The sequence below is a fragment of the Mesorhizobium yinganensis genome, assembly GCF_040081985.1.
In the GTDB taxonomy this organism is placed as follows: Bacteria; Pseudomonadota; Alphaproteobacteria; order Rhizobiales; family Rhizobiaceae; genus Kumtagia; species Kumtagia yinganensis.
In genome coordinates, this window is record NZ_JBEBMH010000002.1 from 538,228 (window position 1) to 550,662 (window position 12,435).

General features: G+C 65.6%; 14 protein-coding genes. 8 read left to right on the top strand and 6 right to left on the bottom strand.

Features of this window, described 5'->3' with window-relative positions; translation table 11 throughout:
* The first annotated feature begins 1 nt into the window (after nucleotide 1).
* From dnaN to pdxH, 5 genes are read left to right on the top strand one after another with little or no spacing between them, the layout of a single operon-like run.
* On the top strand, nucleotides 2-1,117 hold the full coding sequence (gene dnaN, locus ABMA59_RS06260; protein WP_349004446.1) for a DNA polymerase III subunit beta: 1,116 nt from the start codon (nucleotides 2-4) through the stop codon (nucleotides 1,115-1,117).
* A gap of 3 nt (nucleotides 1,118-1,120) precedes the next feature.
* Nucleotides 1,121-1,348 (top strand): hypothetical protein, encoded by a 228-nt coding sequence (locus ABMA59_RS06265; protein ID WP_349004447.1) that lies wholly within the window; start codon nucleotides 1,121-1,123, stop codon nucleotides 1,346-1,348.
* Nucleotides 1,345-1,584 carry a helix-turn-helix transcriptional regulator gene (locus ABMA59_RS06270; RefSeq protein WP_349004448.1) on the top strand — a complete coding sequence of 80 codons (240 nt, stop codon included), beginning with the start codon at nucleotides 1,345-1,347 and terminating at the stop codon, nucleotides 1,582-1,584. Before ABMA59_RS06265 ends, ABMA59_RS06270 begins: the two co-directional genes overlap by 4 nt.
* 46 nt (nucleotides 1,585-1,630) lie before the next feature.
* Nucleotides 1,631-2,764, top strand: a complete 1,134-nt coding sequence (locus ABMA59_RS06275) for a tyrosine-type recombinase/integrase (protein WP_349004449.1) — start codon at nucleotides 1,631-1,633, stop codon at nucleotides 2,762-2,764.
* Nucleotides 2,765-2,812: 48 nt separating this feature from the next.
* The gene (gene pdxH, locus ABMA59_RS06280) at nucleotides 2,813-3,433 is read left to right on the top strand and encodes a pyridoxamine 5'-phosphate oxidase (protein WP_349004450.1); all 621 of its coding nucleotides are present in this window, start codon (nucleotides 2,813-2,815) and stop codon (nucleotides 3,431-3,433) included.
* Nucleotides 3,434-3,482: 49 nt separating this feature from the next.
* Here the strand turns inward: pdxH and ABMA59_RS06285 are convergent, their stop codons facing one another.
* Complete coding sequence (locus tag ABMA59_RS06285; protein ID WP_349004451.1) at nucleotides 3,483-4,427, bottom strand: adenylate/guanylate cyclase domain-containing protein; 945 nt, start codon at nucleotides 4,425-4,427, stop codon at nucleotides 3,483-3,485.
* A 285-nt stretch (nucleotides 4,428-4,712) separates the two neighbouring features.
* On the opposite strand from ABMA59_RS06285, the gene ABMA59_RS06290 reads away from it, so the two are divergent.
* Entirely contained in the window at nucleotides 4,713-5,150 is a 438-nt protein-coding gene (locus ABMA59_RS06290; RefSeq protein ID WP_349004453.1) for a BA14K family protein, read from the top strand.
* A 102-nt stretch (nucleotides 5,151-5,252) separates the two neighbouring features.
* Here ABMA59_RS06290 and ABMA59_RS06295 read toward each other — a convergent pair whose 3' ends face one another.
* Complete coding sequence (locus tag ABMA59_RS06295) at nucleotides 5,253-6,008, bottom strand: crotonase/enoyl-CoA hydratase family protein (RefSeq protein WP_349004455.1); 756 nt, start codon at nucleotides 6,006-6,008, stop codon at nucleotides 5,253-5,255.
* Between the two features lie 15 nt (nucleotides 6,009-6,023).
* Entirely contained in the window at nucleotides 6,024-7,796 is a 1,773-nt protein-coding gene (locus ABMA59_RS06300) for an acyl-CoA dehydrogenase family protein (protein WP_349004456.1), read from the bottom strand.
* A 149-nt stretch (nucleotides 7,797-7,945) separates the two neighbouring features.
* On the opposite strand from ABMA59_RS06300, the gene ABMA59_RS06305 reads away from it, so the two are divergent.
* Nucleotides 7,946-8,170: a hypothetical protein gene (locus ABMA59_RS06305; RefSeq protein ID WP_349004457.1), complete on the top strand. Its 225-nt coding sequence runs from the start codon at nucleotides 7,946-7,948 to the stop codon at nucleotides 8,168-8,170.
* A gap of 449 nt (nucleotides 8,171-8,619) precedes the next feature.
* On the opposite strand, the gene arsC is transcribed toward ABMA59_RS06305, so the two are convergent.
* Both arsC and purD read right to left on the bottom strand, forming a co-directional pair.
* Nucleotides 8,620-8,967, bottom strand: coding sequence for an arsenate reductase (glutaredoxin) (gene arsC / locus ABMA59_RS06310; protein WP_425475866.1), 348 nt, complete (start codon nucleotides 8,965-8,967; stop codon nucleotides 8,620-8,622).
* Nucleotides 8,964-10,238, bottom strand: a complete 1,275-nt coding sequence (purD, locus tag ABMA59_RS06315; RefSeq protein WP_349004458.1) for a phosphoribosylamine--glycine ligase — start codon at nucleotides 10,236-10,238, stop codon at nucleotides 8,964-8,966. The genes arsC and purD overlap by 4 nt, the downstream gene beginning before the upstream one ends.
* 257 nt (nucleotides 10,239-10,495) lie before the next feature.
* Between purD and ubiA the strand changes: the two genes are divergently transcribed.
* A complete protein-coding gene (ubiA, locus tag ABMA59_RS06320) occupies nucleotides 10,496-11,485 on the top strand; it encodes a 4-hydroxybenzoate octaprenyltransferase (RefSeq protein ID WP_349004650.1) in 990 nt (329 codons plus the stop codon).
* A 10-nt stretch (nucleotides 11,486-11,495) separates the two neighbouring features.
* Here the strand turns inward: ubiA and ABMA59_RS06325 are convergent, their stop codons facing one another.
* Nucleotides 11,496-12,062, bottom strand: a complete 567-nt coding sequence (locus tag ABMA59_RS06325; protein ID WP_349004459.1) for a DUF6101 family protein — start codon at nucleotides 12,060-12,062, stop codon at nucleotides 11,496-11,498.
* Nucleotides 12,063-12,435 lie beyond the last annotated feature (373 nt).

A 12,435-nucleotide genomic window follows, 5' to 3' on the forward strand; every position in this document is an offset into this window, starting at 1 on the left:
CATGGCCAAGACCGGCAGCATCGTGATCGCCCGCGCAGCGCTGCTGCCGGCGCTGGCCTCCGCGCTGAAAATCGTGGAGCGCCGCAACACCATCCCCATCCTGAGCAATTTCAGGCTGGCGGCGGCCAAGGGCGTGCTGTCGCTGACCGCCACCGACCTCGACGCCGAATACACCGCGGCGATCGAGGGCGCGGCCGGCGCCGCCGCGGCCTTCACCGTGCCGGCGCAGCTCCTGCACGACGCGGTGAAAAAGCTGCCCGACGGCGTCGAGATGGCGCTGACCAGCGACGGGCAGAACATGACGCTGGCGGCGGGCCGCTCAAGCTTCCGCCTGCCGGTGCTGCCAGCCGCTGATTTCCCGACCATGACGGTGGGCGGCTTCAGCCATGAATTCAGCCTGCCCGGCAAGACGCTTGCGGCTATGGTCGCGGCAGTCGAATTCGCCATCTCGACCGATGAGACCCGCTTTTACCTCAACGGCATCTATTGGGCGCAGTCCGGCGAGCGACTGGAGGCGGCGGCGACGGACGGGCATCGCCTGGCGCTGTACCCGTTGCCACTGCCCGCCGGAGCCGACGGCATGCCTGGCGTCATCCTGCCGCGCAAGACGGTGCGCATGCTGAAATCCATCCTGGACGAAAAGCAGGATGCGGCGGTCGCCGTGTCGGACACGAAAATCCGTTTCGCGCAGGGGCAGGCCTCGCTGGTCTCGAAACTGATCGACGGCACCTACCCGGATTACCGGCGCGTCGTGCCAGCCGACAACCAGAACCGCTTCAGCGTCGACCGCGAGGAACTAGCGAAAGCCGTCGACCGCGTCACCACGATCTCGTCGGAGCGCGGCAGCGCCGTGCGCTTCGCCTTCGGCGAGGAGGATCTGCGGCTGACGACGGCCAATCCGGAAGCCGGCAGCGCCGAGGACGCGCTGCGCCTCGACCTGGAGCAGGGCGAGCCGGTCGAGATCGGCTTCAACGGCAAATATTGCCTCGACATGCTGGCCGCCATCGAGAGCGAGACCGTGACCTTCCTGCTCGGCCCGGCCGGCGCGGCTGCCCGCATCGAGCCCGGCGGCAAGGCTGACGGCCCGTTCTACGTGCTGATGCCGATGAGGGTGTGAGTGATGGATACGATGCCCACTGCCTCGATACTCCCCTACATCTATCGCTGGGACCGCCACAGCCGCAAAGACCAGGCCTGCGTAGTCACGGCGCGCGGCAAGATGAATTCGATCCGCGTCGAATTCGCCGACGGCTACATTATGGTCACCAGCGGGAACGCCATCAGGCGGCGAAAGCCGTGCGACGGCACCGCCGACAAGCCGATCACCTGGAGAGATGCAAGACCGTGACCGCGCTCCGCCGCGCCGACGCCATTTCCTACCCGCCGCGCGGCTTGTCCCGCGAGGAGGCCGCCCGCTACATCGGCGTCGGCTCTACGAAATTCGATGAGTTGGTGAAAGACGGGCGCATGCCGAAGCCGAAGCGGCTGGACGGCCGCACCATCTGGGATCGCGTCGCGCTCGACATGGCATTCACCGATCTGCCTGACACCGGGCGGCGCAACCGCCTGCTTGAACTGGACTGATCTGCTGGCCGTAGCGCGCTTGCCGGCAGCGCGGTAGGATAGCGCCATGAAGCACCCAGACTACCCCGGCGTTTCCTCAATGGTCACGCGCCACGGCAAGCAGCGCTGGCGCCTGCGCCGTAGCGGCTGGAAGGACGTCATGCTTCCCGGCGAGCCGCACACGCCGGATTTCGACGAGGTTTATTTCTCCGCGATCGAAGGGCGGACTGCCGATGTGGTGGCGCTGCCGAGTGTCGTCAGCCCGAAAAGCATGAAGGCTGCGTATCGCCTGCTGCGCATGGGCGAAGAGTGGAAAGCTCTCGATGAAAAGAGCCGCACCCGCTACAGCCAGACGATCGAGCGCATCTTCGCCTTCACCACCAGCGGTGGCAGGCTGAAGGTCGGCGACCAGCCGATGCAGGATCTCAAGCGCTCTGTCGCCAAGGCCATCCTGGCGAAATTCAGCGCGACCCCGCACATGGAGCGAATCGCCCTCGTCTGCCTGCGAAAGCTCGTGCTGGTGGCGATCGACGAGGAATGGATCGAGACCGATCCGACCTACAAGATCGGGCGCAATCCGAAGACGGACGGCCACCGAGCCTGGACACCCGAGGTGATGACGAAATACGAAAAGCGCTGGCCGGTCGGCACGCGCCAGCGCACAGCCTATGCGCTGGCGCTATGGCTGGGCAACCGCGCCAGCGACGTCACCCGCCTGCGCTGGAGCCACTATACGACCAAGCACGTCGTCGAGAACGGGGAGGTGCGCGCCGTCGACGGATTCGAGTTCGTGCAGTTCAAGGGCCGCAAGATCAAAGGCGGCCGGCGCATCTTCCTGCCCATGACGCCGATGCTGGAGCGGGAGCTGGCCACCTTGTCGCGCGACACCGAGACGGTGCTGGTCACTTCGCGCGGCGGCGCCTACACGGATGCGTCTCTCAGCACGCGCATGGCCGGCTGGTGCGCGGACGCGGGCATCGAGCCCGGCTATACCATGCACGGACTGCGCAAGGCTTTGGGCGTCAAGCTTGCCGAGGCGGACGCCTCGACGCGCCAACTGATGGAGGCGCTCGGGCACAACAACATCGCCTATGCCGAGCTCTACAGCCGCGAGGCGTCTCAGATCCGGCTCGCCGTGCAGGCCATGGATAAGGTCACGAAACTGGAGGCAATAAAACCTCGCCTGACAGTGCTGAAATAAGCTTGGAACCCTCAATCTGGAACCCTTTGGAAACCCCCATCTAACGCCATGAATTCTTTGCATATTGCTGAAAAAAGCGGTGACTTCACCGAAAGCACCGAGCCGTTCCGGCTTTTCGCGGAGTGGCTGGAGGACGCAACGAAGAGCGAGGTCAACGATCCGAACGGGGTGGCGCTGGCGACCGTCGACGCCGACGGCCTGCCGGATGTGCGCATGGTGCTGCTAAAAGGTTTCGACGAGCGTGGCTTCGTCTTCTACACCAATTTCGAGAGCGCCAAGGGCCGCGAGATCCTCGGAAATATGAAGGCGGCGATGTGTTTCCATTGGAAGTCGCTCCGGCGGCAGGTGCGCCTCCGCGGCCCGGTCGAGATCGTCTCCGACGCGGAAGCGGACGACTATTATGCAACGCGCCCGCGCGGCAGCCGCATCGGCGCCTGGGCCTCGAAACAGTCGCGGCCGCTGGAAAGCCGTTTCGCGCTGGAAAAGGCGGTGGCCGAATACACGGCGAAATATGCGATCGGCAATATCCCGCGACCGAAACACTGGTCGGGCTTCCGCATCATGCCCGTGCAGATCGAGTTCTGGCACGACCGTCCGTTCCGCCTGCACGACCGCGTGGTTTTCGCGCGCGACGGCGAGGGCTGGGGCAAGACGCGGCTTTATCCGTGAATTGCGCCGTTCCGTGATCGATGCACGGAGACAGGCTGACTGGCAGGGGCTATGCGTTGCGGCGCATCAGCCAGCGGCCCGCGGCGATGAGCGCGAAGGCGAGCAGCGGCCAGACCGCCCAGAACTCGCCCTGCCACGACGCCAGGTTTATGCCGGTGATGAACAGGCCCATGACAAGCAGGACGGCATGGGTGCGGCCGAATCGCGTGGTGCGGCGCGCCCAGTCTAGGCCGGCGATCAGGGCGAACACGAGGAGCGGCCAGCGCGCCCAGAACACCTGCGGCGAGGCGATGAGGTTGATCGCGACCAAGGCGGCGGCGATCACGACCAGGCTTGCCTGCTTGCGGTCGAGGCGAAGACCCAGCACGTTGAGGCGTGACGAGGAAGCCTGCTGCCCGGCCAAGGCCGACGGCCGCACCGCGCTTTCGGCTCCCTGCCGGCCCCAGTTTGCCGCCTGCGCAGCCGACGCCGGCTCGCCGACGCGCACCGCGTAGCTCGGTATCGCTTCGTCGATGTTCTTGACCGAGAGGTTGCCGAGGAATTCGAAAGCGACCGGCATCTTGTTGCGCACCTGGTCGTAGACGGTGTTGGAGATCAGGATGCCGCCCGGCCGCGCCTCGCCCTGGAGACGCGCGGCGATGTTGACGCCGTCGCCATAGATGTCGGCGCCGTCGACGATCACATCGCCGAGATTGATGCCGATGCGGAAGAACATACGCTCCCCGTCGGGACGGCCGGCATTGTTGGTGGCGAGTTCGTTCTGCACGTCGACGGCGGCCCGCACCGCCGCCACGACACTCGGGAACTCGGCGATGACGCCGTCGCCCCAGGTGTTGACGACGCGCCCGCCATGCCCCGCGATGAGGCGCGCCATGGCGTCGCGATAGACCTTGAGCGTGGCGAAAGTGCCTTCCTCGTCGACCTCCATCAGCCGGGAAAAGCCTTGCACGTCGGCGGAAAAGACTGTGGTCAGCTTGCGGTTGGCAGTCTCCATCGCCTCGCATCCTCTTTTCGCGCGCCCGCGCGACCCGCCGTCTCATACAAGTTAGGCGCTCCGGGAGCGGCGTTCAACGGGTCCGGTCGCCTTGACGGGAACGGCATACGGCATCGTTCTCCGACCGGCGATCAAGACGCCGACAATGCGCGGGGGCTCCTGACGCCTTGGCCGCGCTCCGCCTCCACCATCGTTCCGGATTACAGAGATTTAATGGCAACCCCCGGCCTTCGGCGCCGTTGATTCCAGTGCTCCCTAACGAGCATATGATTCATGAGGTTCGAAATGAAAAAGCTTCTGTGCATGGCTGGCGCGGCGGCGATGGCGCTCGCCGCAATGGCCGCGACCGCACCGGCAAACGCGATGCCCGCCCCGGCTCTCTCCAGCGGTCAAGCCGGCATGATCGATGTCGATTATCACGGCGGCGGCTGGCATGGCGGTGGAGGCTGGCACGGCGGAGGCTGGCATGGCGGCGGGTGGGGTCATCCCTACTACCACCACGGCGGTTATGGCGGCTGGTGGATTCCGCCGGCAGCCGGGTTCGTGACCGGCGCCATCATCGGCAACGCGATTGCCCAGCCGCCGGTCTACTATGAACACGTCGCGCCGGTCGGCAACGCGCATGTGCGCTGGTGCTACGCGCACCACCGGAACTACAACCCCTACAACAACACGTTCCGCGACGGTTACGGCTATCGCCACGTCTGCTACGCACCGGTGTGACGGACGCGACACGCGGCCCGTAGCCTGACGGGCGCGAAAGTCCCATAGCCATGCGATATCCTCGGCCGCACAAGAGATGCGGCCGACCTGGGTGTTCAAAAGTCAGCCCGCCTTCTTGCGCGACAGGAAGGCGGCGAAGGCGTTGCGTGCCTCGTCGGACTTCAGCCTGGCGCGAAAATGCTCGTTCTCCTCGCCGATGCGGGCGACGACGGCCTCGCGCGGGCCGCGCATCAGGTCGCGGGCAATCCTCAGCGCTTCCGGCGGCTTGGCCGCGATCTTTTCCGCAATGACCAGCGTCTCGGCCTCCAGCCGGTCCTCCGGCACGACCGCATGGATCAGGCCGGCGGCTAACGCGCGTTCGGCGGAAAGCGGCTCGCCGAGGCAAAGCAGGGCGAAGGCACGCTGATGGCCGAGCAAATTTGGCGCGAGCAGGCTGGATGCCGCCTCGGGGACAAGGCCCAGATCGACAAAGGGCGTGTGGAAGGCCGTGCGCGGCGTGGCGAGCGTGATGTCGCAGTGAAAATTCAACGTCGCGCCGATGCCGACGGCGATGCCGTCGACGCCGGAAACCATGGGTTTTTGCACCCGGGCCAGGACGAGGAGAAAATCCCAGACTTCCGTGCCACCGTCGCCGCCCATGGCCACCGCCATGAAATCGGCAAGGTCGTTGCCGGCCGAAAAGGCGCCGGGCACGCCGAGGAAGACGTGGACGCGCACCGCGGGATCCGCGTCGCCGGCGGCGAGCGCCGCCGACACTGCACCGTACATGGCGCGGGTGATGGCGTTCTTCTTGTCTGGCCGGTTCAGGCGGATGACCTGTATCGCGCCGCGCCGTTCGATCAGGACATGGTCGGTCATGGGTTCTTCTCCGGCTCAGGCGAAAAGCGCCTTGGCGGCGGCTTCCAGGCTCGCCCCGCCCTCAAGCGTGCGCTCGCGCAGCGCGACGCTCTCGCCCGCGAGATTTTCGGCGAAGAACCGGCAGAGCGCGATGCGCTGGGGCGCGGTAGAGGCGACGGCCGCCCGCGCCAGGAAGGCGCCGCCCGACGCCAATGCGAACAGTCTTAGATAGGGCGTGGCCCCGGCCAAAGCCGCATGCTGCCGCCCGTCCGCCAGCATGGCGAGGAGATCGTCGGTCGCGGCGGCGAGTTCATCGATTGCCGCTGCGAGCTTTTCGGCGCTGCGCCCAAAGCCGCCGAGGTTGGATTTTCGGAGCGCTTCGATATCCGCGCGCAGTTCGGCGATGTAGCCGCGCACATGCTCGCCGCCCGACTGCGGCAGTTTTCGCGTGACGAGGTCGATCGCCTGGATGCCGTTGGTGCCCTCGTAGATCGGCGCGATGCGGGCATCGCGCAGCAGGGCCGCAGCGCCCGTCTCCTCGATGAAACCCATGCCGCCATGCACTTGCACGCCGAGGGAGGCGACATCGACGCCAATATCGGTGGAGAATGCCTTGGCCACGGGGGTCAAAAGGTTGGCGCGCTCCTGCCAGAAGGAAGCTTTTTCGCCACCGGCCCGCGCCATGTCGATGGCGTGGGCGCAGGAATAGCTGATGGCGCGGGCAATGCGGGTCAGCGCCTGCATGGTCAGGAGATTGCGCTGCACGTCTGGATGATGGACGATCGGCGCCATGCCTTCGCCCGCAAAGGTCGCGGCCTTGCCCTGCCGGCGCTCATTGGCATAGGCGAGCGCCTTCTGGAACGCCGCCTCCGCGACGGCCACGCCCTGCATGCCGACGGCGAGACGGGCGTTGTTCATCATGGTGAACATGCAGGCGAGACCCTTGTTCTCCTCGCCGACAAGCCAGCCGACCGCGCCCGGTTCCCGGTCTTTTGCAAAACCGTCGCCATAGATCATGGTGCAGGTGGGCGAGGCGTGGATGCCGAGCTTGTGCTCGATCGAGGAACAGAACACATCGTTGCGCGCGCCAAGCGACCCGTCTTCGTTGACCAATAATTTCGGCACGAGGAACAGAGAAATCCCGCGCGTGCCGGCCGGCGCGTCGGGCAGCCGCGCCAGGACGAGATGCACGATGTTGTCGGTAAAATCGTGCTCGCCATAGGTGATGAAGATTTTCTGGCCGAAGATGCGGTAGGTGCCGTCGCCGGCGCGCTCGGCGCGGGCGCGCAAGGCGGCAAGGTCGGAACCGGCCTGCGGCTCGGTGAGGTTCATCGTCCCCATCCAGGCGCCCGACACAAGCTTTTCCAGATATTTGGCCCGCAGTTCCGGCGAGGCGTGCCTGTGCAGCGCTTCCACCGCTCCCATGGTCAGCGTCGGGCCGATGCCGAAGGCCATGGAGCCGGAGTTCCACATCTCGATCGCCGCGACCGCCAGCATGGTGGGCAGGCCCTGGCCGCCGAACTCGACCGGACCGGAGAGCGCGTTCCAGCCGCCGTCGATCCAGCGACGGTAGAGTTCCTTCCAGCCGTCGGGCATGCGCACGGAGGAGCCTTCAAGCACCGCGCCCTGCCGGTCGCCCAGGGCACGCAAGGGCGCCACCTCGTCCGTGGCGAAGCGGCCGGCTTCAGCCAGCACGGCATCGGCCACGTCCTCCGACAGGTCGCCCAGCGAGCCCGCATCGAGCGCCGCCTTCAGGCCCGCCACATGCTTCAGCGTGAAGGCAATCTCGTCGACAGGCGCGCGGTACATCTGAGGTCCCTCCTCGCGGGACGCGGAGGCCCCAACGCTTTTCCGATAGGTTCTTTTGACGTAAACGTCAATTGAGGAGGCTCGGCAGCGGCGGCATTCTGCGCTAAGGGAGAGGCTGTTCCCATCCGATCGACCGAGGCCGCCTAGAAATGCTAGCCAGACCCGAAACCCGCCGCTGCATCGAGTGCGGCCTGCCCTTCACCATGCCGGGCTTCAACTATCACCACGGCCAGATCGAGAACGGTGCGGCCTATTGGACCGATCGCGGCATATTGTGTTCGCCGGCGTGTTCGCTCACGCATTTCAAGCGGCGCGAGGCGGAGGGGACGCTGCCGGCCGCGCCGGCACCGGATCCGTTTGGGTTCGGGCGGTGAGGCGAGAAACCAGACCGATGTCTATGTACAATTATCTCTTGCTGCTCATTCCCGTCATCGGCCTGGCCGGTCAGGTGGCTGCCTTGCGATGGCGGAAAGCGGCTCCCGGCAGTTAAACCCTATCCATCCTATAATCGAAACAGGTTCGCCAAAATTCGCGGCCGAGCCGGCGTAAATGCCGGGGACAGTTTACTTTTTTCGGCCCGCGCGACCTCTGGACTGCCGCGGCCTTTCTGCCGAAAAAAGTAAACTGTCCCCTGCGCTTCCCCTTCGAGCATCGACAACGCGCGAACGGTTTTCGGGTTGTCGGGTAGAGCGGGTAAAACTGTCGCCTGCCGCTTCACTTCGAGCGTCGATCCGATGCGAACCGACGTCAGATGATCGGGCAGACTGGTCGGTGACTGCGAACGGATTTCGCCATATCGCAGCGGAAGCCCGTGTCCGGCTCGTCAAAGAAACGGCTTCACCTTATCGCCCGGCCGCGCCAGCACCGTGCCCTTCGGCGTCACCACGATCGGCCGGTTGATCAGGATCGGGTTGTTCAGCATGAAATCGACGATCTGGTCGTCGGTCCATTTCGGATCGGCGAGGTTGAGCTTCTCATAGATCTTTTCGTTCTGGCGCAGCAGGTTGCGCGGCTTGATGCCGAGCGCGGCAATCAATTCCCCAAGTTTTTCGCGGGTCGGCGGCGTCACCAGATATTCGATGACCGTCGGCTCGATGCCGGCCTGCCGGATCAGGTCGAGCGCCTGGATGGACGAGTTGCATTTCGGGTGATGATAGATCGTGACGCTCATGCGTTCTTCTCCCTTTCGATGGCGCGAAAACCGATGTCGCGGCGGCAGAATCCGTTGGGCCAGTCGATTGCGTCGACGCCTTCATAGGCGCGGGCCTGCGCCTCGGTGACGGTTTTGCCGGTCGCGGTGACGTTGAGCACGCGGCCGCCATTGGCGACGATTTTGCCATCCTTCTCGGCGGTGCCGGCGTGAAACACCTCGACGCCCTCGGGGACGCGCTCCAGTCCGGAAATCGAGCTGCCGCGTTCCGGCGTGCCGGGATAACCCTTTGCCGCCATCACCACGGTGAGCGCCGCGTCATCGCGCCAGCGCGCCGACATATGCGAAAGCTGGCCGTCCGCCGCCGCCGACAGCAGGACGAGCAGATCGTCCTTCAGCCGCAGCATCAGCACCTGGCATTCCGGATCGCCGAAGCGGACATTGTATTCGATGAGTTTGGGCCCGTCGGCGGTGATCATCAGGCCGGCGAACAGCACGCCGGAAAACGGCGCGCCGAGTTCTGCCATGCCGCGCATGGTCGGCTCGATTATCTCTCGCATGGTGCGCTCGACCATTTCCGGCGTCATCACCGGCGCCGGCGAATAGGCGCCCATGCCGCCGGTGTTGGGGCCGGTGTCGCCCTCGCCCACCCGCTTGTGGTCCTGGGCTGTGCCGAAGGGCAGCGCGGTCACGCCGTCGCACAGGCAGAAAAAACTCGCCTCCTCGCCGGTCAGAAATTCCTCGACGACGACCTCGGCGCCGGCCGCGCCGAAACTGCCGTCGAAGCAGGCGGCGACCGCTTCCAGCGCTTCCTCGACCGTCATCGCCACCGTCACGCCCTTGCCGGCGGCGAGCCCGTCGGCCTTGACGACGATCGGAGCGCCCTGCTGGCGCACATAGGCGGCGGCGTCATCAGCATTGCCGAAGCGGCCGTAGGCGGCAGTCGGTATGTCTTTTCGCGCGCACAGATCCTTGGTGAAACCCTTCGACCCTTCCAGTTGCGCCGCCGCTTCCGAGGGGCCGAAGACGCGGATGCCGGCGGCGCGCAGGTCGTCGGCGAGGCCGGCCACCAGCGGCGCTTCGGGGCCGACGACCACAAGATCAATGGCCTTATCCTGGCAGAAGCTGGCAACCGCCGCATGGTCGCCAATGTCGAGCGCGACAATTTCGGCTTCTTTCGCGATGCCGGGATTGCCCGGCGCGGCAAAAAGCTTGGTCAGCATCGGCGAGGCGGCAAGTTTCCAAGCCAGCGCATGCTCGCGGCCGCCGGAGCCGATCAGAAGAACATTCATGCGCAAAATTCCCGATTCCGTTCGCCAGAACCCGCTACCGCCTCGGCATGGGCGCGGCAAGGCGTCAAATTGTGCTAGACGGCGACCATCACTATGAAATCGAAGGGAAGATGACTCATGGCGCATGTCAGGAAGGGGCACCTTGTGCCGCCGCCGGAATGGTGGAAGCACCTGCGCTGGGTCAAGCGCCGGTTCTGGAGGGTGCATCGCCGCGCCGAAAGGAAACTGACGGCACGGGAAGCCGGAGCTTGAAAAAAATGGAAACCATCCAGTCCCGTTCCGGCCAGGGCCGGGTCGCCGATGCGCCGAGCCGGCATTGGGTCTACCGCCTGCTGCCGCGCGGGCTGTGGCCTTACGCGCAACTGGCGCGGTGGGACCGGCCGATCGGCTGGCAATTGCTGCTGTTGCCGTGCTGGTGGTCCGCGGCACTGGCCGCCGTCGCTTACGCGCGGCCGGGCGACACGCTCATGAGCCTGCTGCCGTCGCCGTGGGTACTGTTCCTGTTCCTCGCCGGCGCGATTGCCATGCGCGGGGCAGGCTGCACCTATAACGACATCGTCGACGAGGAGATCGACTCACAAGTCGAGCGCACACGCTCGCGGCCCCTCCCCTCGGGCCAGGTCAGCCGCAGGCAGGCTTGGGTTTTCCTGATCATGCAGGCGCTTGTCGGATTGGTCGTGCTGCTGCAGTTCGACAGTTTTGCCATCCTCGTCGGCCTCTGCTCGCTGGTGGTGGTGGCCGCCTATCCGTTCATGAAGAGAATCACCGACTGGCCGCAACTGGTGCTGGGGCTTGCGTTTTCCTGGGGCGCGCTGATGGGCTGGGCGGCCGAGTTCGGAGACATAGATGGCCCGGCGATCCTGCTCTACGCCGGCTCGATCCTGTGGGTGATCGGCTACGACACGATCTACGCGCATCAGGACAAGGAGGACGACGCGCTGGTCGGGGTGCGCTCGACGGCGCGGCTGTTTGGCGAGAACACCAAGGCGTGGCTGACCGGCCTCTATGCCGGGGCGCTGGCCTGTTTCGCGCTTGCCTTCGCCGCCGCGGAAGCCCCGCTGCCGGCGCTGGCCGGGCTGGTCGCGGCCGGCGCGCATATGGCGCGGCAGGTCTGGGTGCTGGATATCGACGATCCGAAACAGTGCCTGGCGCTGTTCCATTCGAACAAGGTCGTCGGGCTGCTGATCTTTCTCGGCCTGATCGGCGGCGCTGTGTGGATCGCACTGAAGCCGGCCGTCGGACCCTGATCGCGTCCGCTCAGTTCTGTGCGACGATCTCCTCGCCCTCGACCACTAGCCGCAGGCCGAGATCGCCGGTGCGGCGGCGCATGAGGAAGCGCGGCCGGCGCTCTCTGGTCGGCCTGCCCTGGCGCCGCGCCTGCGGCGGCATCGGGCGGATCGCCTTGCCGAGCGACTCTTCGAGCGGACGGGCGACGCCATCGGCCTCGACCAGCAGCATGGGCAGGCCGTAGGCCTCCGACCACGCGCGCCAGTCGGCCGCCACGTCGTCAAGATCCTCGGCCACCAGCAGCGGAACCGACAGCATCGGATCGCGGTGCATCAGTTCCAGCGTCACCGTGACGTTGCCGCGGTCGTCCTCGATGGCGCGCGCCGCCACCCCGCGGAAAGCGCGCGCCGGCAGGGCGACCGTCACCGGAAGGCCGCTCCTGTCGAGGACGCGGCGCAGAACGGCGCCGCGATGGTCGATCGTGAAAGTGACATCGCCGAAGTCGTCGCGTGTCGCATAGCTCACCACCTGCGGCAGGCGGGAAGGGTCGAGGCGCATATTGCGTCCCGCCCAGACTGGCTTCAGCCCGGTGCTCATTTGCCGTCTCCTGTTACTCCCGAGAGCCGGTGTTCCGGTCTCCCTGCCCCGGTTTTCCCCGGGCTCTTTATGGGAATGACAATACGCGGCAGCCTTATCGGCCCGCTTAAGGAATTGGGTTAAATTTTCGCTGATCCGCCCGATGGTTAGCGGAATGCAACCGTAGGGAAGGATTTGGAAAGAGGGATCAAGAAGGGGTAAATCGGCGCGGTGTAGCGCGCAAAATCAAATCGCACAGTGCGCAACTTCAGTTGGCACCGCTTTGCGCTAAATCCTATTGACCAACGTTATCTCACCACCGGTACGGACCCCAGCCTCCCAATCAAACCGGATAGGCACCCGACTCTCGTTCCGATTTTTGATCGTAATCGCC